At 38.2% G+C, this 26,439-nt stretch carries 20 protein-coding genes and 1 pseudogene; 5 read left to right on the forward strand and 16 right to left on the reverse strand.

Annotated features, from left to right (window positions below):
* Positions 1-6 precede the first annotated feature (6 nt).
* From QCD85_RS09365 to fba, 6 genes are all read right to left on the reverse strand, one after another.
* A complete protein-coding gene (locus QCD85_RS09365) occupies positions 7-831 on the reverse strand; it encodes a carbohydrate ABC transporter permease (RefSeq protein WP_273612497.1) in 825 nt (274 codons plus the stop codon).
* A 15-nt stretch (positions 832-846) separates the two neighbouring features.
* On the reverse strand, positions 847-1,785 hold the full coding sequence (locus QCD85_RS09370) for a carbohydrate ABC transporter permease (RefSeq protein ID WP_301262404.1): 939 nt from the start codon (positions 1,783-1,785) through the stop codon (positions 847-849).
* A 16-nt stretch (positions 1,786-1,801) separates the two neighbouring features.
* Positions 1,802-3,079, reverse strand: a complete 1,278-nt coding sequence (locus QCD85_RS09375) for an ABC transporter substrate-binding protein (protein ID WP_301262405.1) — start codon at positions 3,077-3,079, stop codon at positions 1,802-1,804.
* A 146-nt stretch (positions 3,080-3,225) separates the two neighbouring features.
* On the reverse strand, positions 3,226-4,005 hold the full coding sequence (locus tag QCD85_RS09380; RefSeq protein WP_301262406.1) for a DeoR/GlpR family DNA-binding transcription regulator: 780 nt from the start codon (positions 4,003-4,005) through the stop codon (positions 3,226-3,228).
* A 117-nt stretch (positions 4,006-4,122) separates the two neighbouring features.
* A complete protein-coding gene (locus QCD85_RS09385; RefSeq protein ID WP_301262407.1) occupies positions 4,123-5,055 on the reverse strand; it encodes a 1-phosphofructokinase family hexose kinase in 933 nt (310 codons plus the stop codon).
* Complete coding sequence (gene fba, locus QCD85_RS09390) at positions 5,052-5,918, reverse strand: class II fructose-1,6-bisphosphate aldolase (protein WP_274172811.1); 867 nt, start codon at positions 5,916-5,918, stop codon at positions 5,052-5,054. Before fba ends, QCD85_RS09385 begins: the two co-directional genes overlap by 4 nt.
* Before the next feature lie 282 nt (positions 5,919-6,200).
* Between fba and QCD85_RS09395 the strand changes: the two genes are divergently transcribed.
* On the forward strand, positions 6,201-7,244 hold the full coding sequence (locus tag QCD85_RS09395) for an SIS domain-containing protein (RefSeq protein WP_301262408.1): 1,044 nt from the start codon (positions 6,201-6,203) through the stop codon (positions 7,242-7,244).
* 116 nt (positions 7,245-7,360) lie between these two features.
* Here QCD85_RS09395 and QCD85_RS09400 read toward each other — a convergent pair whose 3' ends face one another.
* Complete coding sequence (locus tag QCD85_RS09400; protein WP_301262409.1) at positions 7,361-8,101, reverse strand: sulfite exporter TauE/SafE family protein; 741 nt, start codon at positions 8,099-8,101, stop codon at positions 7,361-7,363.
* Positions 8,102-8,484: 383 nt separating this feature from the next.
* Between QCD85_RS09400 and QCD85_RS09405 the strand changes: the two genes are divergently transcribed.
* The 3 genes and pseudogenes from QCD85_RS09405 to QCD85_RS23930 form a co-directional block, all read left to right on the forward strand.
* Positions 8,485-9,402: a helix-turn-helix transcriptional regulator gene (locus tag QCD85_RS09405; RefSeq protein ID WP_301262410.1), complete on the forward strand. Its 918-nt coding sequence runs from the start codon at positions 8,485-8,487 to the stop codon at positions 9,400-9,402.
* 77 nt (positions 9,403-9,479) lie between these two features.
* Positions 9,480-9,995, forward strand: a complete 516-nt coding sequence (locus QCD85_RS09410) for a DinB family protein (RefSeq protein WP_301262411.1) — start codon at positions 9,480-9,482, stop codon at positions 9,993-9,995.
* Positions 9,996-10,024: 29 nt separating this feature from the next.
* A pseudogene (locus QCD85_RS23930) lies at positions 10,025-10,204 on the forward strand (YdeI/OmpD-associated family protein); the annotation flags it as partial.
* 160 nt (positions 10,205-10,364) lie between these two features.
* Here the strand turns inward: QCD85_RS23930 and QCD85_RS09415 are convergent.
* The 3 genes from QCD85_RS09415 to QCD85_RS09425 form a co-directional block, all read right to left on the reverse strand.
* Positions 10,365-11,237: an amidohydrolase family protein gene (locus QCD85_RS09415; RefSeq protein WP_301262412.1), complete on the reverse strand. Its 873-nt coding sequence runs from the start codon at positions 11,235-11,237 to the stop codon at positions 10,365-10,367.
* A gap of 14 nt (positions 11,238-11,251) precedes the next feature.
* On the reverse strand, positions 11,252-14,377 hold the full coding sequence (locus tag QCD85_RS09420) for a GNAT family N-acetyltransferase (protein ID WP_301262413.1): 3,126 nt from the start codon (positions 14,375-14,377) through the stop codon (positions 11,252-11,254).
* 234 nt (positions 14,378-14,611) lie between these two features.
* Positions 14,612-16,660, reverse strand: a complete 2,049-nt coding sequence (locus QCD85_RS09425; protein WP_301262414.1) for a beta-galactosidase — start codon at positions 16,658-16,660, stop codon at positions 14,612-14,614.
* Between the two features lie 174 nt (positions 16,661-16,834).
* On the opposite strand from QCD85_RS09425, the gene QCD85_RS09430 reads away from it, so the two are divergent.
* Positions 16,835-17,680, forward strand: a complete 846-nt coding sequence (locus QCD85_RS09430) for an AraC family transcriptional regulator (protein ID WP_301262415.1) — start codon at positions 16,835-16,837, stop codon at positions 17,678-17,680.
* Between the two features lie 116 nt (positions 17,681-17,796).
* Here the strand turns inward: QCD85_RS09430 and QCD85_RS09435 are convergent, their stop codons facing one another.
* The 6 genes from QCD85_RS09435 to QCD85_RS09460 form a co-directional block, all read right to left on the reverse strand.
* Positions 17,797-18,534, reverse strand: a complete 738-nt coding sequence (locus QCD85_RS09435; RefSeq protein WP_301262416.1) for a hypothetical protein — start codon at positions 18,532-18,534, stop codon at positions 17,797-17,799.
* A 109-nt stretch (positions 18,535-18,643) separates the two neighbouring features.
* The gene (locus QCD85_RS09440) at positions 18,644-21,757 is read right to left on the reverse strand and encodes an efflux RND transporter permease subunit (RefSeq protein WP_301262417.1); all 3,114 of its coding nucleotides are present in this window, start codon (positions 21,755-21,757) and stop codon (positions 18,644-18,646) included.
* Entirely contained in the window at positions 21,750-23,318 is a 1,569-nt protein-coding gene (locus QCD85_RS09445; protein ID WP_301262418.1) for an efflux RND transporter periplasmic adaptor subunit, read from the reverse strand. Before QCD85_RS09445 ends, QCD85_RS09440 begins: the two co-directional genes overlap by 8 nt.
* 178 nt (positions 23,319-23,496) lie before the next feature.
* Entirely contained in the window at positions 23,497-24,150 is a 654-nt protein-coding gene (locus QCD85_RS09450; protein ID WP_301262419.1) for a response regulator, read from the reverse strand.
* On the reverse strand, positions 24,140-25,333 hold the full coding sequence (locus QCD85_RS09455; RefSeq protein WP_301262420.1) for a sensor histidine kinase: 1,194 nt from the start codon (positions 25,331-25,333) through the stop codon (positions 24,140-24,142). The genes QCD85_RS09450 and QCD85_RS09455 overlap by 11 nt, the downstream gene beginning before the upstream one ends.
* A 106-nt stretch (positions 25,334-25,439) precedes the next feature.
* The gene (locus QCD85_RS09460; RefSeq protein WP_301262421.1) at positions 25,440-26,366 is read right to left on the reverse strand and encodes an aromatic alcohol reductase; all 927 of its coding nucleotides are present in this window, start codon (positions 26,364-26,366) and stop codon (positions 25,440-25,442) included.
* Positions 26,367-26,439 lie beyond the last annotated feature (73 nt).

Genomic DNA, 26,439 nt, shown 5'->3' on the forward strand with positions numbered 1-26,439 from the left:
ATATTGTTATTTCATACCTGTCATGGTTAAGCCTTTGATAAATTGCTTTTGGAAAATAAGAAAAACAATCATGACAGGTAAAGTAATTAAGACAGCAGCAGACATCACAACATTGTAATTGACCACATGAGTTCCGTTAAAATACACAAGTGCCAGAGGTACAGTCATATGGTCGGTATCATTCAGTACAATTAACGGCCATAGGTAATTGTTCCACGCATTCATAAATGTAAAGATACCAAGCGCTGATAGCATCGGCAAAATAAGAGGAGCAATAATTCGAATCATCAATCGTAATTCACCAGCACCATCTATTCGCGCAGCATCTAGCAAGTCTTGCGGGATATCTTCAATAAACTGTTTGGCTAAGAACACTCCATAAGAACTAACGAGATTAGGCAAAATAATAGCGGCTAAATGATCAATCAATCCAAGTCTTGCAGTGATCAGATATGTGGGAATCATAATCACTTGAAAAGGAATCATCATGGTTGCCAGAATCAATACAAATAAAATGCGTTTACCTTTAAATTGATGCTTAGCAAAAACGTAACCTGCAAGTGCACTTGTAAATAGTGTAATGATGGTGATAATAACTGCTGAAATAGCACTATTCCACATCCATTTCACAAATGGAGCATCTTCAAATACAGTGAAATACCCTTCTAATGTCGGATGAGTTGGGAAGAAACTTCCCTGACCTGACATGATATCCATATTGCTTTTGAAAGAAGATACTACCATCCATAGATAAGGAACCATCATTGCCACCGCTGTCACGATTAGAAACACCAATACGATCGAATCCAACCATGGACTTTTTCGTTGCATCTGTATCTCCCCCTCTTATTGTTCCCAGCTAGCACGTCCTAATCGGAACTGAATTAGCGTTACGATTAAAATGATGATCAGGAATATCGTTGCCATTGCAGAAGCATAGCCCATATTGGAATTGGAAAAAGCTTGATCGTAAATATTAAGCGCTAAGACCCTTGTTTCGTTAAACGGTTCTCCTTTGGTCATAATCTGGAATTGTGGGAATGCTTGAAAATATGAAATCACTGTAGTGATCGTTACAAATAACATAGTTCTACGCAATAATGGCAACGTCACAAAAAAGAACAAGTGCCAGCGATTAGCTCCATCCAGAATAGCCGCTTCATAATACATATCAGCAATAGACTCTCTGCCTGCTATAAATAGCACTATATTATAGCCAATATCTGCCCAGAGCGTCATCATAATAACAGATAACAACGCATACTTGGGATCACTTAACCAGTGAACAGGAGCAATATGTAGCTGACCGAGAATCACGTTGAACAATCCACTGTCATAATTCAAAATAGTTGTCCAAACAATAGCTGTTCCCGCTAGTGGAGCAATAGCTGGTAAAAAGAACAAGGTACGAAATAAATTTTTAAGCCATTGTATTCGTATTGCATAGATCGCACTTGCAATAATCAATGTAATCACAATATTGCTGATCACAGTAATACCAACGAACTTAAAAGTGACCCAGAGCGATTTTAGAAAGACTGCATCTTGAAGTAACAACTTATAATTTTTCATTCCTGTAAAAACAGCATGATTACTGAGCGGACTATAATCATAAAAAGATAACAACAAACTCCAAGCAATCGGTAGAAAAGCAAATACTCCAAAAAGAAGCAGAATCGGGGCTAGAGCAATACGCACAAACCATTTCTCATTTTGATATGAACGAGTGGTTCCTTTATCGAATGTTCTTTTACTGGTATTTCCAGCTTCGATACTTTTATTCATTCGCTATTCACCTCGACTACTTGTGTTGGTCTTGACTTGAATTGATTGATTGTTCTATATTACTTAGACCCGTTTCGACGGTGATCTGTCCGCTTACAATCAACTGAAAGTTATCATTAATCTGTTTGAAAAAATAATCTCGATCTGCAACAGGGCCAATCCATTGACCATACTTCAAAATATCAAGCGGTGCTTTCATGTACGGATTTTCCTTCAGAAATTTAGGGTTATTTGCGACTTCTTTTTTGGGAGGTACCGTAAATGTACTTATATTCCATTGAAGCAGATTTTCATTTTCACTTAGGAATTGAATAAAATTCAAAGCTTGCTTCTGTATTTCACTTTTACTGGCTACTACTACACCCCATCCTGATTCTGCTGCAAAATAAGGATTCTCATTCTTAAATGAAGGAACAGGTACATACTCAAAGTCTTTTACCTTATAGTTATCCAATCCAGAAGCAACCGTCCAAGGCCCACGATAGGTCATAGCAGAATTGCCACGGAAAAAGTAGTCAGAACTATCCAATTGACCGCCAAAAACAGAAAGATCAGTCACTTTATCTACACTAACCAAAGAAGTAAGCGTATTCATTGCTTGGATAGCTTCTGGAGTTTGAAAGTTTACATGGTTATCTGTTCCCCAATACTTTCCATTCTGTTGCAAAATCATAGAAAGAAAGGTAAACGTAATATTGTCTAAAGAAATAAAATCAAATCCTTTGATTTGGATACCGTTATCATTACGTACTGTTAATATTTTGGCATTTTCGACTAAATCGTCCCATGTTTTGGGTGGGTACTCTAGCCCTTTGTTTTTGAACATTTCAGGATGGATTAACATACCTCCGTTTTCGAGGTTGTATTCAAGTGGTAAGCCATACAACTTTCCATTGTATTGATAAGCTCCTAATGGTGCAGGATAATACTCTTTGCTGATCTTATCGATATTAGGAACTTCGGTCAGTGCTCCATTTTTGCTATACTCAGGAACCCATGTACCAAACATCTCAGCTACGTCAGGAGGGTTTTGTGCAGAAAAAGAAGCTTTAAGTTTTTGATTATACACATCATAAGGAAAAGTCTGAAAATCAATTTCGATATCGGGGTGTTTGGCTTCATAGGCTTGGATCAGCTTGTGATATGCATCATTCATTGCACTTTCTTGATGTGCCCAAAATACGATTTTAGTTTTACCGGAGGAACCTACATTTTTAGAATTTGATGCACACCCTGCTAGCATTACAGTAATCAAGACGAGAAAGATGAAATGATTCAAAACCTTAGTAAGCATATCAATGAATTCCCCCTTTCAAATTCAGTAGTCTTACATGCTCTATTGGTATTACATATAACGTATAGACAAAAGTTGGATATTAGACCTAAGCAACCTTGTCTATACGTATAAACAGCTATATCATCAGATAGATATCTCAATCATTAGACTAGTTGTAGTTGAACATGCTCTTTGTCACATAATTGCTGTAACCAGGAGTCAGCATGTACATTAGTGATAATGCCGGTCACTTCTTTTAAAGGCATAATCGTAAATAAAGCTGTTTTTTCAAGTTTACTTTGGTCGAATACCGCATACACTTCACTAGAACGTTCACTTAATTGCTGAGCAATCCGTACTTCTAATTCAGAATGCATCGTAAATCCTCGTTCAGATGCGACACCATCTACACCCAGAAACATTTTGCTTAAATTAATCTTCTGAATAACACTTTCAGCTAAAGGACCGATTAATTCATAACTTTGTGAGCGCATTACGCCACCAGTTAGAACCACTTGAATCCCTTCTGCATCTGCCAATTCAAAAGCAATATTGACGGCATTGGTAACCACAGTAATATTTTTATGATGCTTTAATGCCATCGCTATCAAAAAAGTAGTTGTACCACCTGTAAGTCCAATAACATCACCATCAACGACCAATGCAGCAGCAGCTTCCGCAATTTTTTGCTTATCTGGTTGCTGATCTAGCTGTTTATCAACAAATGGAACTTCATCTTGATTGATTTTGCTTCCACCTTCGTAGACGGCTCCACCAATCGTACGAATAAGCTGCCCTTCTTTCTCCATGAGATCGAGATCACGTCTAGCTGTAGCTTCAGAGCAACCAATAACTCCAGTGATTTCTTGAACAGATATTTTGCCATTCTTTTTGATCATATTCATAATTTTTGTACGTCGTAATTCACTTTTAGAATACTCCATTTCTGCAATCTCCTTTGATTTTTATGAGCATTATTAATATAATTTTGCTCTTTTTAATCATTTTGTATGATTACAGAATGAATTGCAAGCATCTATTATAGGATAATTTTTTCACCTTTATAAGGGAATGACCTGAACAGCAGATTCTAACTCCAGGTAAGTCGCATAATCCATATCGCCTGCTTTTTCAGATAATGCATTTGCAGTGGCAACAGCAGAAGCTAACTTTAACTGTTGTATAGGTTCATACTGTCTTGATGTTGCAAATGCCATCCCTGCTACAAAAGCATCACCGCACCCCACCGTATTGATGGCTTGAATAGATGGAGATATCACTTGATACACTTGCTTATTGATAATCGCAATAGATCCTTGACTTCCTCGGGTAATGCAAACTTTCTCTATACCACGATCAATTAGAAGCCAAGCGGCGTCAATGTATTGTTGATCTGTAGTCAGCAAAGTATTAGTCCATTGCTCTAACTCTTGTTGATTCGGTTTGATAAAATAAGGCTTAGCTTGGATCGAATCTGTAAAAGCAGCTCCACTTGTATCCAAAAAAGCATGTCCGCCTGCCTGCTGTACAATTTTGATGAGTTCAGCATACCCATTCGTCGCCACTCCTTGAGGCAAGCTTCCTGAAAAAACAATAATCGTAGACATCTGTGCAAGTTGCTGTATTTTCTGTTTGATAGCTATCCATTGCGATGAAGAAATGATAAGCCCGGGTTCTAACAATTCAGTAGAAGCATGTTGGCTAGATTCATCAATAATATTGAGACATGTTCTCGATTCACCTGATGTCATAACAAAATCTGTACTTATTTTGCGCGCTTGTAACAAATGGTCTATTATCTGTCCATTGTCTCCTCCTATACAACCCGAAGCAGTCACTTCGCCACCTAATAATTTGATGATTTTGGCTACGTTATTTCCTTTACCACCTGGTTCTGTGAGTACACGTCTAACCCGATTGACCTGATGTGTAGCAAATGAATCCATATAATAGGTTTTATCGACTGCTGCATTTAAGGTCACCGTAGTAATCATTGTAAAACGCCTGCTTTACCTGCCGATCCGCATAGTCCAATTTTTTGCATCGCTAATTGTTTAACCGCTTCTTTAGCAGGAATCATATATTTACGTGGATCATTTTCGGAAGGATTCTCGTCAAAAATATGTTTGATTGCATCTGAGAAAGCGATACGTAATTCAGTAGCTACATTCATTTTAGACATGCCTAGAGCAACTGCTCGCTTCACTTGTTCTGCTGGAATCCCTGAACCTCCGTGAAGAACCAATGGAATATCGACCAATGCTGCAATTTTCTCGATTCGTTCAAAATCAATATGAGGATCGCCTTTGTAAATACCATGAGCTGTTCCAATCGCAGGTGCTAATGTAAGTACTCCTGTTTGTTTTACAAATTGTAGACATTCTTCAGGATCTGCTAATAAAGCATCTTGTTCATCAACAACAATATCGTCTTCTACCCCTCCTACTTTGCCAAGCTCTGCTTCTACATTCACACCCGCAGCATTTGCTATTTCCATAACTTTACTAGTGATGGCTACATTATCCTCATAAGGATGCATTGAAGCATCAATCATGACTGAGGTATAGCCTGCTCGTATACACTCAATAATAAGATTGAATTCTGTACAGTGATCCAAATGAAGTGCAATAGGAATAGAAGATTGATTCGCAGCAACTGTAGCTGCTTCAACTAGATACTTCGCACCTAAATGACGAACAGTACCTACTGTCGATTGGATAATAAGTGGAGATTCCATTTCTGTAGCAGCATCTACAACAGCCTGTAGCATTTCCAAAGTATGTACATTGAAAGCAGCTACAGCATAGTGATGTTCTCTTGCCTTTTGGAGCATGACAGTTGATGAAATAATTGGCATATTAGCATCTCCTTAATGATTGAATAAATCATTTAAATTGATTCTTTAGATCATTTTTTAATTATAATACTCTTAATTAATGATCAAAACAATCTTTTTTTATCATTTTTTGTTAATTTATTTATTTTTTGATTAAAAATATAAAAAATAAGTCTAAAATATATTTATTTGATTTATTTAGTCATAATAATGATTGAATAAATCATATTAAAGAAATATACTATATGGTAAGTACCCATTGTAATGATTATCTTGCAAAATATACTATATGGAGGTCAATTCATGAACTTAACGTATCAGGAAGTGAAAAAGCAATATACAGCCCTACATCAGACATTCGATTATATGTTAGAACATCGTCAAGCTATCCAAGACTTACTGGAACAACTTCATCCTACTTCTATTACCTTTGTAGGTTGCGGTTCTAGTTACTGTCTAAGTGAATCGGCTGCTTTTTCTACTCGTTTGTATACCAATATGCCTGCATCCGCATTAGCAGGGGGCGATCTCATGCTAAATGCAGAGCGGTATGCTCCCCTTTTGGCAAATACATTATTGGTCGCTCCATCACGCTCAGGGAGTACGAGCGAAATTATAGAAGCTATTCAACGTGTACGTAAACAACAACCTCTTTCTGTTCTTTCTCTATCTTGTGTATCCAGTTCTCCTTTATCTACAGAAGCTGATTTATCGTTAGAATTACCATGGGCGTTTGATCATAGTGTCTGTCAGACTCGTACAGTAACAAATTTGTATGTAGCTAATCTATTGATTAATGCTTTTTGGAGTAATAACGAAAAAATAATTGAGGATATTCAAAGTGCCATTCAAATGGGCGAAGCTTATATGGAAAAAGTAGAAGCTTCGATTCGAGAAGTAGCTGATTTCGCATGGAAACGTGTCATTTTATTAGCAGATGGTGAATTACAAGGATTAGCTAATGAAGGTGCAATTGCTATCACTGAAATTGCTCAAGCAGAAGCACATGCTTTTCACTTATTAGATGTTCGTCATGGACCAATGGTAACTATTGATCAAGATACTTTGGTGATTGCAGCACTAACTGGAGAAGGCACATCGTATCAACACAATCTTATTCAAGATATCCATGCTCGTGGAGCACGAATTATTGCGTTAGCAGATCACTCCAATCGGATTCCAGACGCATCGGTAAATCTAGGCATTGTTTTAGAACAACCTTTGCATCCAGCAGCTCAAGGGATTCCTTTTATTTTCATCCCACAAATAGTAGCATTAGCCAGTGCAGAGCGTCAGAATATTAATCCTGATCAACCGGATGGATTGGAAGCATGGGTCAAGTTGTAAAGATCGATTTTTGATAGCTATAATGCCTTATATACAATAAAATCAAAAAGAGAACAGTCCTGTATAAGGATCTGTTCTCTTTTTGATTTTACTATTTTGCATGTAGTTTATTTATTTCATATCACACCCAGACCTGCTAATAACGTCCAAATTCCCGATAAAATGATCAAACCAAGCGAATACTTTTTAAATTTCTGTTCATTCAAATACTTAACGGCTTTGACTCCTACCCATGTACCAATTAGCATCACCGGTAACATCCAACCTAGATATAGGCTCATCTCCTGATCGATCAATCCACTATATACAAAGGTAATAATCGTCACTCCATTTAATATTACACCGACTAATGCTAGATTCGCTCGAAACATCTGCTTGGACATGCCTTGATTAGACAACATCAATGCCATCGGAGGCCCACTTACAGATATACTTCCACTTAATAATCCGCTGATAGCTCCTGCTAAGACATAAGCGACTTTTTCATTAGCAATCGGAATAATTCGTCCACTCATCAAAAATACAGCAAATAAAGTGATCAGTATACCTGTTACAATTTTAAGAGTACTTCCACTAATAATAAGCAGAAACAACGTTCCAACCGGCGCCATAACCACACTTGCAATAATCAATAATCCTATTTTATGGATATTGGTATCCCTATAGAGAGAACACAAAACCAACAAGCAAATCAGCATACTTAATATGACAATCATCGGCACGACACGCTGAATTGGTAGAAATAAACTAAGTAAAGGCAGAGCAATTAAAGCAAAACCAAAACTTGTTAATCCTTGCACAAAACTTGCAATAAGGATAATCCCTGCACCGATCAACAAAGCATTTATAGTAATCATGTATACTCCTTTATAACAACTAGATTCTACAGTTTCACCACTTACTTTTTCGATAATGATGATCCCTAAATACATAACGATAATATGAGCTGTTTTTTCTTTTAAACTATCAGTTTCTCATTTGCTGTAACTGTTGCAATGCTTCAGTAACAGATTGTTGAACAGCAGGATTATGATGCAACGTATATGATTATACAACTTGCTTATATTATACCGCTTATAGTATGCATGCTTACTTTTTTAAAATGTAACTTTCCTTTATCTAAATCCACCAACATCTTTGATTATATTCTAAGGTATACTGTTATAGATTAAGGAATAAAGCAACTCACTATGATCCAAATAAGAAGCAAATAAATCATAACAATAGGCGGGATAATGCTATGAAATTAGAGCGATTGATTGCGATGATCTACAAATTGCTTAATCATGAAGTGTTATCTGCTTCTGTCTTGGCTGAGCAGTTTCAAGTGTCACAACGAACGATTTATCGGGATATTGATGTACTCTGTGCGGCTGGATTGCCGATTGTATCGTATCAAGGAAGTAGTGGTGGATATGGGATTATAGATGGGTATAAAATGGACAAAAGTCTGCTTGGTGCATATGACGTCGATTCATTAATTACTGTGCTAACGAGTCTTTCCACTGTCTTTCAAGATGAACGTGCGCAAAGTACAATCGAACGTCTACAGACCATTGCACCTGAACATCACAATTCTAATCTAGCAATCAATTTCGATACATACCGAACAGAACCTTATGCTCTTGTTTATCTACGTCAAGGGATTACAGATACCAAAGTAGTCCATTTTGATTATATTAACGCCAATAATGAACATACTCATCGGAAGATCGAACCGCTCTGGCTTCATTTCAAATATAGCACATGGTATGTACATGGATTTTGCCAGAGTAAACAGGATTATCGAGAGTTCCGCTTATCTCGAATGATGGATGTACAGTTAACGACCGAAGATTTTCATCCTCATCCATCTACTCCACAGAACATTCTACAGACTGAGCCAGAATGGGAAAAGCAATTAAAAGAAATTGTGATTCGAGTAGCCCCTCAATCTTTAGCAGAAGCAATGGATCAATTTCAGCAAGCAGACAAAACATTTCAGTCTGATGGAAGTATGATCATGCGTATTCCTATCTATAAACCTCTTGAAGCCAAATGGTTATGGTCGATTTTGCTTAGCTTTGGGAGTGGTGCTGAAGTGTTAGAACCTGCCGAGTTACGAGTCATATTAAAACAACAACTTGAACAAGCACTCCACCTTTATAAAGAAGTATGACACACTGTTGTCATACTTCTTTGGCTATGATGAGAACTGTAATACCATTCATTATCATTCCAAAGGAGCTGTTATTGATGTCTAATCATCCTGTAGAAATGTTCAAGTACCACATCTGGGCAAGTCGTATTATTATGGAAAGAATCCAAGCACTTCCTGAGTCTGTACTACATCAGGAGGTGAATAGCTCTTTCCCAACGATAGCGCATGCGTTAAGTCATATGTATGCAGTGGATCGAATGTTTTATCAAGTTTTACAAGGTGAAGAAATGCCGGAAGCCTTACAAGAATGTATGGCTTTGAATCAGACCACACTGACTTCTATCGATGAGTATATCACTCGTTTTGCAGTATTAACTGATCAGTATCAACAATGGCTACAAAGTGGAATAGATTTAGAACAATCTTTTCTCCTGAACAATCCTTATGTCGGCCCAAGGCAGACGAGCTTAGCGGAAATCGTACTCCATGTAGTAAACCACGGAACATATCATCGAGGAAATATTTCTACTATGCTTCGTCAATTAGGTCATGCTTCTGTAATGAATGATTATCTATTATTCTGGTATCAGGAATCGGCATCATCTATCTAATGATCGAAAGGAACATGATACATTGAATATTTCTAGCGTTTGCCAAGCCCTATCAAAGAATACGAATAGATACGATTCAGAGTACGTATCATCAACCAGAGTTGTTCTACAACCGACTTCAGAAATTTATCATCAACACCAAAGCCAATAAAATGTATGGTCAACGGCATGACAATGGACGATTATGGGATGAACACGATTCGTTATAAATAATAATCTATATGTATATATGAGGTAGAAATAGAAATCTGATATAATTAAAACGTGTACTTCGATGCCAGACATTGACATCGAGTACACGTTTTCGTTTACCTATTGATAATAACAATACTAACTTACAACTTCTTGTTATGTTACAAGATAGTTGGACTAGATCGATTGCGACTCTATCCAACTTTTCAATTTGGGAAAGACTTGAAGCGCATTATGATAAAATACATTTTCCCACTGTGCTTCAGGTATAAGATTTTTGATAAAAGCAATATAAGCATCTAAAGGTACTAATGGCCAATCGGTTCCAAAGACCAGTCGATCATACTTCTCTGCGAATACGATAGCTCGCTTAAAATGATCAACATACGTTTGTTCCCCCATGAGACGATATACTTTGGAGCTATCACCAACGATCCAACCGGATAGATCAGCATACAGATTCGGATTTTTTTCAAGCAAAGCCGCTGTATCCATCACCCACGGATCACCTAGATGACATAACATAAAGGTAATATCCCGATGCTTGAGAAACGTTTCTTCCATTGATAAAGGATGAGAGTATTTGAGTAGCCCATGATCTGAATAAGTCAGTCCACCATGAATAACGATAGGGAGCTGATACTTGCGAGCAAGGTCATACACCGGATCATAGATAGCGTCACCCACATTATAATGATAATATCCGGCATATAACTTAATGCCGACCACATGATCCCATTGTAAAGATTGCTCGACGGCTTCTAATTGCCCTTCTTCATGAAGAGTCACTGGATTAATACCTATACATGTAAAAAGATTATCTGGCATATGCCCCTTCAAATCCAACAACATCGGATTGCGTGCGGCAGTATCAGGGAAACCTCCAGCAGACGTTTCGGTGACGCCCATACCGACAGCTGCTACTACTTCAGAACGTGCAAATTCGTCCAATAGCCCTTTTTCAGTATAATCAATAGATGCTAATGACTTAGCAGTATCGTAAAAAGAATCAATTTCGGAAAAATGGATATGTGCATCGATGATTTTCATGGTGTACTCCCTTCTTAATCCTCTGTTACAGGATTGAAATCGAATTGAATATGAAATAAATCCGTTAAAGTTGAATCCGGAATATCCGTATCCGAAATCATGTAAAACTGTGGTTTACCCCATACCTGTTGCTGATGATTAGCAAAGATTTTCTGAATAACGACAGCTGCGATCAGATGTGTATTTACAAAAACAGCGCAAGTCTCATTATCTGGATGATCGACAACGATTAATTGCGACTTCCGTTCATGAGAACCAAAGCGAATGACTTTATCTTTCACTTCGGTTTCATATTGAACTCTACCCGCTTTATAGATAATATTTTCTTTTGCTGTATTTGTAACATATGCTTTAGCATCTGTGATCTCTTCGCTCACTTTGTAAAAGCTAAAATGATTCGCTCCAAATGGTGCTAACGTTGTTCCCGTTTGTTGATCAAGCTTAATAAAGTGACAAAGCACTGGAACACCTGGCAGAGTAACATAATACTGTTGAATCGATAATCCTTTTAACTTGACATTGTTCTCAATATCAATAGTAATACAGATGCCTGACCATGTATTTCCTAGATTATCTTTGATTTCTGTAAATTCTACAGACCGTTTTTCTTCCAATAATGTTCGCTGTGATAAACCATGCACTTCTAATGAAATACCGCCTATCCACGGATTCCACCATGATCTGGCTACTGGTTGTGGAAATGAAGAATCTAACCATTCTGATCCATCATATTTAAGTGAAAATAAAGTCGGTGCAAAAGATTGACTGGCTTGAAATTCCAACACACCGTTACGCACCGTATGAATATCTCCATGTTCTGTTGAGATCACTTCTTGAATAATTGCCTGTTCAGATACTGGAAATACCAATCTTTTCTCTTCCAATACATACGAGTCCATATCCAGTTGTAATGTAAGTACATCTATTGTAGAAGATGTCTGTAGAGGAAGTTGCACCTGAAAATCATGTAATTCTAATGTTTTGGATAATTCATATTGAGTCTGTTCCACACTACCCAACTGAGATGAAATTGAGAGTGTTCCATCTAATATTGCATTTTTGTGCTCTATAATCTGTACATCTACTGATTGCTGGACGAATGGATTGCCTTGATTTAATTTACATTCAAGAGGCACAGTCGTTGTTAGATTGTGATCTGAACTATTCTGTACTGCAAATTTTCTGAAATCTTGCCAATTACTCCATGTACCGATGGCGAATAGAAGTGCAGGTGTTTCGACTTTATCTCCTACATTGCTTAAAGACAATGGATGTTCTAATCCATACAGCCAGTGATCGGTCGTTAATGTTATATCTTTTGACCACATTACACCGTATGTGGAATCAGAAGTATAGGAAAACAACCAATTTTCTGTAATATCGCTAGCTTGCCAGTAATCTATTGCAGAAGCGTCTGAACTTTTAGCTGTGTCAATATACTGATTACGGTAAGGAATAATGCTATTTTCTAACGGGAAACGGAAATGCTCTTTCAAAAATAGCGGCTCACTACGTTCCTGCTCATGTTGATTCTCTATAGTGTAATAACGGCTTATCATACCGTTTGCATACAATGTAACGATCGTTGTTAAAACAACCCCGATATGGTCTACATCGTACCTTGCTTCCATGATCATAGCATCTTCATGACGGAACGTGACTTGAGACGCACGATTTTTTTGAAATTCATTTTTATAAGGCAGTCCAAATTTAGGATAAAACAGACGAGCAGCTTCTTCTGTACCTTCATAGATCGTAAAATTATTATTGATTTTATTTAAATATACGCTGTATTTACCATTGGCTATCACCCAATCTTTAGCAGTCTCGCCTCCGAATGCAGATTGTATGCCTGGAAATACAAGACTTATGTGTTGCTCTAGTATGCGACTCTCTTCAGTACATTCTGGCTGTGTATAGATTGGAATAGCATGATGCCAGATCCCATATTGAAGTAATGTGGCTGTAAGAGTAACACAGCGACGTGATCGAGCAGGTACTTCAATAGCTACCCTAGTATCTTGAAACGACAAAATATTATCGTTAGGGCATTGCAGGTAATAAGTCATCTGTTGATCGTACTCATTTTCGACTGTTAATTCTAGTGCGACCTCTTCCCCTACTATTAACGTACGGTGAGGAGCTTCTACTTTTAAGCGTACCGGGAACTTGGGTTCAACACCGATTTTGAATACGGCAGATTGCCCATTGATGACTAATTCTGCTTCTACGACAGGATGTGTCTGAAACGGATCTTGCTCTTCTTCAATCGGCTTAATCTGAAAATGCCCTTCAATCGTAGCTTGTGATTCTACTATTCTGGATTCTTGCAATTCAAAAGCAATATCATCGTTACCGATAGACTTAATCTCAAGCGATAATGGCTTACCTGTTTTGTTAATCACTTCATAGACGATTGGATAATCGGTTCCAAATGGCAATTGATGAGCAACAGGAATGGTAGCCTGAATCAGATAATCATTCGTTTCAATCAATCGTAGGCCACGACCGGTTCGTTCATATTCCATTTTGAGTTGTAGATCATCTTTGCTCCACTGATATGTGAAATAATCAAACCCGTATTCCTGTCGTCCATCAGGTTCGGTTATAATCTCACGCGTGCTGTCGGTATACCAGTCAATCTGTTCAAAATAAGGCTGTACTGCTGGTGTCTGTAACACTGCTGGAATCAAATTAATAAGGTGTGTTGTATCGTCACGTCGTTCCCAGAAAAATCCTGCTTTTTTATACGTAGGTACAGCTTTGATATTACCCGGCCATGTGTATAAATCTAATCTTGGCCAACCTCGTTGTAATGTTTCTTCTACTGCTCGTAATACTAATCTTTTTCCGATTTTGTATCCATGATAATCTGGACGTACATTCAGTAATGGAATATAAAGTGCTCCTGTGTCTTCTTTATAATGAGAAAAGCTACAGTATCCAACCACTTCATCGTCTTTTACTGCTAGAAAAATATCAATATGTGTATGATTATGGTGCTCTTTCAAAATCATTTCTTCGGTCTGGACCGTATTATCACCGCCCCAACTTTCATGACTGGCATTCCACATCTCTGCAATCGATGCAGCAAAACGTGGCTCGTAGGTTACAATTTGAATAGTATCCATTTGGGTCATTGTCGTGGCTCCTCTTATGTAGATAGAATATCTATATTGGTATACCTAATTATGCAAGTAAGATACAATTGTCGCTCCTTTCTATCGTATTGTCTCTTATCATACTATGTGTTTGAACGATAATCAAAGTGTAACAACCATTATGTGTATTATGTGTATATCGCAAAAAGGAACAGATATCCTAAACAAAAAACCTCCTTAACTAGCAGGAGGTTTTCTATCTGTCTTGTATTATTATTGTAAAATCATTACACCATAAGCCGGTATCGTCGTCGTGCCTTCAATTATAGTATCTGTTAATACATCTGTACGTTGTTGTTTGATCTGAATAGAAGCCTCTTGATCGCTATAATTGAGCAAAAAGATGTACTGGTGTTGTTCATTCTGACGAATCCCTATCTCCACCTGTTCCGGAACTTCTAACCAATCAGCTACAGGTGAGGATATCTCTAAGATCGACAATAATTCATCGACAACCTCTTCATGGAAAGCTGCCCCATAATATAACACTTTACCTTTGCCGTATAGTCGCTGTGTTAATGCAGGAGCTTCTTCATAGTAAGATGATGTATAGGTCGCCAATACTTCTACATCGTCTTCATTTACTTGTAAAATATCGTTAAATAACTCGGCTACTTGCGCTATATGATGATGGTTATGTTGCCAGCGAAGTCCTGGCACTTGAGCATTACCTGTAATCGAAGTGAAATCCGCTACAGAGATTCCGCATAAGGAAGCGACAGGGCCCGGCATAGGCGCCATTCGGCAATGACCGGATAACTCTTTGTATCCTGTGCGTGCACCCAAAATTAGTGTTCCACCTGCTTCTACATACCGAGTCAATAAAGTCGCTGTCTGCTCAGACATGATTGCGGCATGCGGATAAATAAGCACTTTATATTGTTGTAATTCTGCGAGTGTCTGCTTACGTAAATAAATAATATCTGTTGGGATATGCTGATATTGAAGTTGCTTGAACCATGCGTTGATACTTTTGCCTGTTAAAGGGCCATGCCATATATCGTATTCGCCATCCCAATCGTTATCATAATCTTTGACGATAGCTATATCTGCTTGATAAGTTGTACCTGCAATCTTGTCACCGATCGCCACAAATTCTTGCCCTACTTGAGATGCTTCTTGAATACGACGGTTCGGTTGATTATGGTAATCATTTAAGCCATGCCAGTAGATTTCTGTACCAAATGTAGCCGTGCGCCAACGGAAATACATTACCAGATCAGCGCCATGTAATACCGATTGGTATGTCCATAATCTTAATTGCCCCGGACGTGGAGCAGGCATATTCATTCGATTCACCCATCCACCTGGCCCGGCTTGCTGTTCCATAATACAGAAATTGTTAGATATATTACGGACAACGCTCAGATTCTGACTCCATTTACGATCCAACAATGGCTTAGGTTCGTCACTGCCAAAGATGGTTGAAAATTGCGGATATGAATCATAGGAGAAAAAGTCGAGCATTTCTTCTGTTAACGCATGACTATCTAAATGTCCAAACAGACCATTCGTTGTAATCCAATGATGAGGAGCAATCTCTCTTAAAATGTCTGCTTGAATACGAGCAAAAGCGATAGTATTGTCAGAAATAAATCGTTTCTCATCTAACGCCAGATGCGGATTAGGAGAATGTGCTGTAGTAAGACGTGGCAAATACACTTGATTCCAATCTGTGTAAGTCTGACTCCAGAATACAGTCCCCCATGCTTGATTAAGCGCTTCCAAAGTATGGTAACGTTCTTGTACCCATTGACGGAAAGCAATATGGTCAGCTTCTGCATAGAATTCACTGACTTCACAATTCAGTTCATTATCAATCTGCCACCCGATAATAGCTGGATGATTTTTAAAATGATTTGCCATTTGACGTGTAATATTTGCACATAGTTCCTGATATTTAGGGCTACTATAATTGTAATGTCTTCGCATGCCATGCTGATATGTAACACCTTCAATCGTTGCATTCAATACTTCAGGATATTTCTGTGTTAACCATGCTGGTGGTGTGGCAGTAGGTGTTCCCATAATCACTTTCAGACCATATTGGTGCGCTAAGTCTAATACGCGGTCAAACAGATCAAAGTCGTATACTCCCTCTTGCGGTTCAAAAATACTCCAAGCAAATTCACCAATTCGAATATGAGACAGATTCATATCTTTCATACGTTTAAAATCATCTTCCCAGAGCGAATCAGACCATTGTTCAGGATAATAACATACTCCTAATTGTAAAGAATCAAGTTGAATCGATTTGTTCATGACAATCACCTCTAATGTTTGGATATCTTTATTTTAAAGCTATGTCATGTTTACGTATATAACGAGTAATTATCCTGATAACAATATTTTGCGATGAATATTTCAATATATAGCTGGTATTGCTATAAAATAGACTGTAGTATAGTATAAATTTCATCTGAAAGGAGTACTAAGATGAGAGAACATATTTTCTTCCCCAATCCATCATTTGCACATTATAGTTGTTATCCAGATTTTATAGGAGGTTATCAGAACCATTCTTCTCATATCGTTGATCGTCCGGCGAACAGTAGTGATTTCAAATTAAATCGATTGTATAACCTACACTTTATTTTGAAAGGAAAAGGTTATGTATACAGTCAGGGAACCAGATATGAGCTGAGTGCCGGTCATGGATTCTTATATGGCCCCGAGTTAGCAGAACGTTATGAAGCAGATTCTTATGATCCATGGGATATCCGTTGGATTCACTTTTCCGCTTCTGGTCTGGAATCGTTATTAGGTAAACGTGGAATTAGCGAAGTATGGTTATTTGAACTACACTCTATGCAGACATTGAATATATGTATGGAAGAACTGTTAGCTTTAGGTCGTAACTTTGATCTCAAGCAAGAAATACGCGCTTCGACTGTACTTTATGAGATGTTATTACATATTACCAAAGATGCAGTATCTCTTCATTTGCCCAAAGATCCTGCCCTGCCAGGTATTCATGCAGCCGCTAATTATATGCGTGAGCACTGTACAGAACCATTATCAATCAAAGAGATCGCTCAATTTACAGGATACAGCGTACCTTATTTTACGCGTAAATTTCACCAGTCTATGGGAGTAACACCAACTGCTTATTTACTGGAATCACGTATTTTATATGCGAAAAAGCTTCTTCTTTCTACAAATAAGACTATTCAAGATATCGCCTTAGATTCAGGTTTTTCGCAAAGTAGCTACTTTATTCATTGCTTCAAAAAAGTCGTTGCTATGACACCAGAACAATTCAGAGTAAGTTGGGATTCTTGATAGATCATTAGTATTAAATTCCAATGACATCCTACAACAAAAAAACCAATCCGAAACAACCATATACTATGATCGGGATTGATTTTTTTGATATTTAAAGTTATATCCACATATTTTCAATGCAATTCGTATTGTCTTTGTTCTGTAACTCCCACAGAATCAAGCATAATGATCGGATATTGTTCTATACAGTGAAGCAATATTTTCACCAGTGTACATCGTTCTTTGGTGTTCATTATTTCCTGTTCTACCTGTTGTATTTCAAGCCATTTATTGCGTTTGGTATCTATAGTTGCATTATCACCATGCACCCTTATTTTTGAATGATACAGATTGTGTTGAATATCTAATGCTCGGGATAATGTAAGACTATTGGACTGCTTGATCTGTTGGCGCAAATAATCTGTATTCCATCCTAACAGATTAACACTATCTAGCTCATATAACACAGTATTCATGATTTCTAGAAGTAAAGCACTCAACTTATATTCCAGTCGTTGATAAGCATAATGAATTGTGGAATTATGCCATTTATTTTTGTCGATCATACTGTTCTGAGATATATGCGGATAAATAAGTATCATATGTTGCATATAATTTTGTATATAGACGATTATTTTTTGCTCTGGCGTGATCTGCTGATCGGCATAATTGTAGAAAATAAGATCATCAATGTCCTGACCGATTGTATCCAAAACCAAGCAATACGCATGATCTTTACTTTTCAACTGATTAGCAAAATCGGCTTCTGTTAGACGACATATTTGCATAATATCTTGTGCTGAAGTATCTTCATATCCCTTGGTAACAAACAATAATTTGATTTGTTCAATCATCGGATAGGTATTATTCATCCAGTACCTCCTTGGCACAATGACATAGATAGCAACAACATACATCGTTGTCACTATCTACGTATAATAACTTTGCTTGGAGAAGCGATTATAATGACGAACTACTCTATTACATCGGTTGTTGATGTTTGGCTAATCGTTTGTTTTTACGTGCTAACTTGGAAGTCATGCGTTTATCGGTATACCGTGCCATAACCATATACAGTGAAGGTACAACAAATAATGTTAAGACCGTTGAGAATACCAGGCCGAAAATAATAACAACACCTAATGGACGGAATAACAGTTCACCTACTGTAGCAATTGGAATCATCCCTACTATAGCTGTTAATGATGTCAAAATAATCGGGCGAAAACGTGCGGATGCTGCCAGAATAATCGCTTCCGTTAATTCCATGCCTTCATGTCTGGCATCTTCTATAAATTCGATCAATACGATACCATTACGCACCACAATCCCTGCGAGTGCAATAATCCCCATTACCGCCATAAATCCAATCGGCGTCTGAGTGACAAATAGTCCTAACACTCCACCTGCGGCCGCTAAATATACAGTTGTCATAATAATAAACGGAATCAATAACGAATAGAATTGCATCGTAATCAGGATAAAGATAATAAATACAGCGACTAAAAATAATGCACCCAAATCTGTAAACGTATCTGTCTGGCTGGATGTTTCTCCGCCAACTTCCCATGCATATCCTTCTGGAAGCTGAATTTGCTCAAGCTTAGGTCTAATATCTTGCATCGCTTCTGTTGCTGTAGGTCCACTGAGTTCTGCTTCTATTGTATTCACACGCTTGAGATCATAATGGTTGATCTGTTGAATTGAAAATACAGGCTTGATATCGACAATTTGAGATAATGGAATCTGTATACCAGCCGCATTGGTGATATTTACCTGTTGCAATAATGTATTTGGACTGCTGTTACGTGAATCTTTGATATATAACTTGAGATCGATCAAATCACTACCATTATCAAAATCACCTACACTAAATCCGCTACCCATCATCAGCAATGTTTGAGTTAAATTTTTGTATGTGACTTGATAGCGATCCATCGCTTGTTTGTTGACAGCAAAATCTAATGTATAACTATCATTTCCGGTACTATCTGTAATCCCATACGTACCTGGAGACTCTGAAATAATCTGCTTGATCTGATCGCTCAGATGACGCAGTTCTGGTAATTGATCACCTGTTACACGGATCGAGATAGGCTTTCCGACTGGAATCCCAAGCGCAGCACCTTTTACAGAGATTTGAGTACCAGGATATTCTGTTTTTAATGATTGTGACCATAGCTCTACTATAGAATCGACATTCATACCATGTTTTCCTGTAACCAAGATCTGACCGGAATTTGCTCCACTTCCAGATTCAGAAGTACTATTGAATAGCTTGGGAGCTGCTCCGCCTACAGCATAAGCTAACTTATCAATATCAGGTTGCTTTTTCACCCAACTAGCAATATTTTCTGTAACTCGATTAGTTTCTGCCAGCGATGTTCCTGAAGGCAAGTTAACATCAACAGAAATTTGCGGTTCTTCTGATGTTCCGAACAGCTCCACAGGTGTTGCCAAAACAAGACTATACACTGCTGTACTGATCACTAACCCTGTTAAAGCAACGATCAATGGACGTTTGAGTATACCTGGCATTAAGCGGAAAGCATATCCATTTGTTAATTTCTGAATTTGTTTTCCTAATAGACCTGCTGGCTTATCAATATGACGTTTGCCTTTTTCAATTTGTCTATTTTCATACCATTCTCGGAAAATAGGAATAATCGTTAATGACATAATCATCGAAGCTAGCATACATAATGAAATAATCACTGGAATCGGTCGGATAAACGAACCCATATCCCCGGGTAGCAACATTAACGGGACAAAAGCAGCAATCGTAGCAAGTGTTGCTGTAATAATCGAAACGGATACTTCTTTGGTCCCCCGTACAGAAGCTTCTTTGGGATTTTCTCCAAGTGTGGATAGCCTTCGCTCGATATTATCATTGACTACTACAGCATCATCCACCAGAATCCCTAATACAATAATAAGACCAACAATAGTAATCTGGTTCAATGTGATGCCTGCTTGCGGTAATACAATTAAGGCTAGCGCAATAGAGATTGGAATCGAAAGAGCTACAAAACCTGCTGTCAGTAAATTCATGCCTAACGTACAGATCAGAATAACAGCAATAATAGCGATAGCCATTTCTCGTATCAAATCGTTAAAGATTCGCTGTACTTCATCATTTTGCGCAAATAATGAATCTATTTTTAGATTAGAAGGTAATGTTTTTTCTAAAGAAGCTATTTTAGTAGATAATGCTTTATTCATATTGATAACATCTGAACCGGCTTGACTACTAATATCCATCGTGATAGATGGTACTCCATTGTAGTAACTCAGATAAGATGCGGTAGTAGGAACCATTTTCACATCTGCTACATCTTTGAGATAGACAGGAATACCAGCATCTGTCTGAGCGATCAGAATATCATTTATCGTCTGAAAGTCGTCTGATTTATCGACTTTGAGCTGATACGTACGATTTTCATAGGTCAGATTTCCGACAGGTATGCGGTCATTTTCAGATTGAATCGCTTGCATTACCGTCTCCCAGGTAATATTGTATTGCTTTAACTTAGTAGTATCTGCTTCAATACTGATCTCCTGCTGAGGTAGACCTTTGATAGATACTTCAGTAATTCCTGGAATAGCACGAAGTTGCTTGCTCCATGTGTTCATCAGATCATTTAGAGCATAGATATCTTCTTTGGTTTTGCCATAGATAGCAAAAGACTGTACAAAGCTTTGTGCCAGATTATCGTTGACGATCGGCACATCTGCATCAGCAGGTAAGCTCGACTGAGCATCTTCTACTTTACGTCTAATTTCATTCCATACACTTTCTGCATCTGCTTTATCTTCCGCTTGCACAACAATCGTAGAGATGCCGTTGCCTGACGTAGATGATATTGTTTTGAGATCAGTCACTTCTTTGATCTTTTGCTCTAACACTTCGGTAACTGTCTGTTCCATCAGTTCTGGTGAAGCACCGGCATATGTTGTAGTGATTACCGCAGTTTTGACGACAACATCAGGTTGTAATTGTCGTGGTAATCCTAGACCGGAATAGACACCGTACGCAATCAACAATACAAAAAATAATAGCGTAACTTTACGTTTTTTGATAAAAAATTCAATCATGTGCAGTTACCTCTTGTTGATTCTTTGTAGTACTTTGATTTGTCTTAGTCGTAGAACTATTGGCTGGGGTAGCAAGAGCATCTCCATTGAACAAACGGTCTGCCCCTTGTACAACGACTTGATCTCCGACTTGAAGCCCGCTTTTAATCAAATATTGATTGTTATACGATTCACCTATAGTGACAAACGTCTGAACCGCTTTGCCTTTGTTATTTCTAAATACATAAGGTTTATCTCCTGTACTAATCACTGCTTCTACAGGTAATAAGATTCCTTTTTGAGTAGTTGCCTGACGGGAAGCTTTGATCACTTGACCGGGCTTCCAATCTTGCTTCGGATTGCTGACAGTTACTTCCGCGTTGATAGAACCCGTACTTTCATTGGTTTGCGGATACAATTTGGTTACTTTACCTGTACGCACATCATCATACAGGCTGACGCTCACTTGTTGCCCTACTTTCCACTGATTGATTTCACTATCAGCGATTGGAAGTAGAACTTTTAAGCGTGTTGTTTCTCCAATCACGAATGGATCAGATGAACCACCCATTGCTCCGCCACCGCTTGAACCTGCACTGACCGTTTGACCTACAGATACATTTTTTTCTAAAATCACTCCAGATGTTTGGGCTTTGAGTGTTGTATACGATAGGCTCAATACGATTTTATTTTTGGCAATAACGGCTTGATCGTAACTTGCTTGCGACTTTTGTATGTTTGCTTGAGATTGTGCAATGCCTGCTTCAGCTTGAGCTACACCGGCTTTGGCTTGTTCTATCGTTGCCTGTGCATTCGCAATGCCTGTCTGCGCTTCTTTCACTGTCGATGCTGCACTTGCACGCTCTGAAGCACTTGCACCTTCTACGATTAAAGAAAGCTTGGCTTGAGCATCTTTGAGACTATCGGTCGCATCTGCTAGTGCAGTTTGTGCTTGCTCATTTTCTTGTTGCGTTAGCAATCCATTACTAGCTAGGGTCTGCGAACGAGTTGCTTCTGCTTTTGCCTGATTGTATGCGGTTTGCGCTTTGTTTACTGCATTTTGCGCTTGTGCTTTTTCTTGGGATCGTGCTCCAGATAGCACACTTTGTTGACTCACACGAGCACTTTCAATTTTGGCTTGAGCACTTTCTAGTTGCGCGTTAGCCGAAGAGACGGTAGCTAATGAATTTTGTTTGGCTGCTTGAGCATCTCTTAAAGAAGCATTTGCACTGGACAGATCTGCTTGAGCAGCAGCGACTGACTGATTCGCATCTGCTAACGACAATTGTAGATCAGCAGTATCCAGAGTAGCTAATACCGCGCCTTTATTGACTTTCTGTCCAATTTCTCCTTTTACAGAAGTGACTGTTCCAGCCGTTCGGAAAGTAACAGGCGTTTCGTTATACGCTGTTAATGTGCCGGATAGATCGTAATTTACATCTAACGCTTGTTGCTTAATTGTTGTAAATGTGACATTGTTGCTTGTTGTCTGCACAGCAGCAGTCGATGGTTCTGTCGAGCAAGCTGTTAGACTAACCATCAGCAAGAGCGCTATCACAATGGAAGAACGTTTTGGGTTCATAGATCATATTCCTTTCTTATCTCTATCCAATATAGTTTTCTTTTCTCTGCTTTGATCCTAACAAAGCTTGCGCTCTAGCGAATCGTCCATCCGTACATCCAGCTATTGCCCTTTCGGGCATGTACGCAAAAAAGAACACACCACTATAACTATGTGATGTGTTCTTTATGTTGTTTGGCTAGATATGCACTAATCCTTGTTCTACTGCTATCGCAACAGCTTGTGCTCTTGAATCTACACCTAGTTTATTATAAATATTAGTCAAATGTGCTTTGACGGTTCGTTCGGCTATCCCCATATCAAAAGCAATTTCTTTACTCCGATGCCCATAAGCTGCTGCTTGTAGCACAATTTTTTCTTTTTCCGATAAAGAAGGAAACGAATTAGAAGTACTCTGTTTCTTCGGTGTCGCCTGACGCTTCGCTTGAAAAACGATCTCCATGATCTCCGGTTGTAATAATGTCTCACCTCGAATAGCGGAATCGAGTGTACGAAATAAATGCTCACGTTTGGTGTCTTTGAGCAAATAACCTTTTGCTCCTATGGTAAGTCCTTTGATCATAAGATCGTCTTCATTGTAGGTAGTTAGGATAACGATAGGGATAGAGCTGTGTTGTTCTTGTAATTTCTCTATCGCTTCGATCCCATTCATAACAGGCATATTAAGATCCATCAAAATAATATCAGGCTTGAGTTGTTCTATCCGCTGTAGAGCCACTTGACCATTTTCCGCTTCACCTATCACCTGATACTCTTCGCTTGTCTCCAAAATAAGCTTGAGCCCTTCTCTTACTACAAAGTGATCATCGACTATCAATACGTTATGTTTCATTATATTCTCCTGCTCTCCAGGGAATCTTCAGATGAATTGAAGTTCCTTGAGGAATACGGTTAGTAATCGTTAGTGTTCCATGTATAATACGTGTCCGTTCTTGCATACCGATCAGCCCATAATGTCCGCTTAGCTTACCAATCTGACGAGTATCAAATCCTTTACCATTATCACATATATCGATAATCAGATCATATGGATTACTGCCAATCGTTAACTCCACTTGTGTCGCCTGAGCATGCTTAATAATATTGGTTAAACATTCGCGTATAATCTGAATACTATGTTCATGAATAAGCTGTGATACCTCTATAGGTGCTACAATCTTATACTCTATCGGTATACCTGTAGATTCAATAAAATGTTGTATTTCTTTTTCAACAGATTCAGTAAAATCAATCTGTAGCCCTGTATGCACACGCAAATCATCAATAGCATTACGGGCTTCTGCTAATGTATGACGAGCACCATTCATAGATAAATGAACGATTTCATGCGCCCTTTTGATATTATTTACTGACAAATGAGCATCGACTGCTTCTAATTGCATGACCAGACCCGCTAAGCCCTGTGCCAGTGTATCATGCAAATCTCTTGCCATCCGCTGACGCTCATTCGCTACGGTTAATTCTTCTACTTGATAATGAGCAATCTCTAATTCGTTCAAAAAATGCTGTGTCCGCAAACGCGCTGAAAATTGGCGTAAAGTTAATCGAATAATTCCAGCCACCATGATATTCATCAATGTGAATAAACAGATAAACAGGATACTAATATAGACGGAATCAATATACCACATATAAAAAATACATATAATATAACTAATAATAACAAATGATATGATCTTTACTTTGGAGTAAGGGGAGTACAACATCTGTCCAATCATAATCGGATAAAGTCCGATCATCACCAAATAATAACCGGAAGTCATAAAATAAGCAGCTATGATTAAAATACCACTTTGTAATATAAAATACATCCATGTCCTTTTCTCAATAAAACGTGAGAAATGCCAATTTAAAAATATAAAACAAAAAATACTTATATTACTAATAATGATATCAAGAACACGATTATGATTCAATACTTCTAATAATGTGATCCCTATATGTGCAATAATAATCCATATCATGACAGGTTTACGCAATTCTCTAGCTATCTCAATCAAATGCTGTTTTTGCATAATGCCCTCCTTTCACAAGCTTCTTATAGTATATCAGTTGCTTGTAAAAGGATATTGTACTTTCGGGCATGTACGTTTCAAAATATAGCAATAAAACGTTTACAGCTTAACTTGCTGATTCTTTTGAAAAGCGAATATGATTTGTAAGGATTTGCTTAGCAGATGTCCACTGTATGCCAGAATAGCGATTATTATTAATCTGTTCTAGCTTTCCTAATCCGCTGAACATACCATGAACATACTGCATCCCTTGCCAAGCAGGATATAGATCATCGGTTGACTTCGAGCAGGTACGTACAATCTTAATCAATGTCTCTAAAAAGTTACGGCTTCCTGCTTTGAACAAACGGAAGCGCTGACCGGTTAGCGAGCTCATCAACACCGCTAATTGACGTGCACTGATCTGATCTCCTGCAATATAGACAAAGCGTGGAGTATGATCATCCAGAGCGATTTTGGCTGTAAAGGTAGCAACATTGTCTTTGGTGGTAAAATCCATCGGTTGATCAGCATCGTCCCAATACAGGATTCGTTTGTGAGAAAACAAAACAATCGGCGCCATACCGGTTAGCATATCTGCAAATGCTCCATTTAAAACCGATGTTGCTGTGATCGGAGCCTGATCCAATATTTTCATAAAGTCACGACGTAACTCTAAATTGCGATTCGATCCTACAGGCAATTTGGTATAATCCATAGAATAATCAGAAGGAATAAAGCGAGGAACACCTGCTGCTACAGCCGCTTCTAATAATAAAGTCTGCGTTTCTATAATTACTTCATCCAATCCACTAAGAGCTGACACTACACAAGATACATCGAGACATGCTTCTTTCATTTCAGTAGCGTTATGATAATCGACTTCTACAATGTGTATTCCTAGCTGTTCTAACGGGACTATTTTGTCTAAAGGTGTGCCCCGACGGATCAAAGCTCGTACAGTTGCTCTTTCATCGACAAGTGCTCTAGCAATTCGTCCTCCTAGATCACCTGTACTGCCTGCAATTAGAACGGTTTTGTGTTGTGATATCAATGAGATGTCCTCCTTTTAATCTAGGTCTACATTCTACGACTCTATTATCTATAACACCAAATCGCTTAAATGA

Origin of the sequence: Paenibacillus sp. PsM32 (genome assembly GCF_030433815.1) — a bacterium.
GTDB classification, from domain to species: Bacteria; Bacillota; Bacilli; order Paenibacillales; family Paenibacillaceae; genus Saccharibacillus; species Saccharibacillus kyungheensis.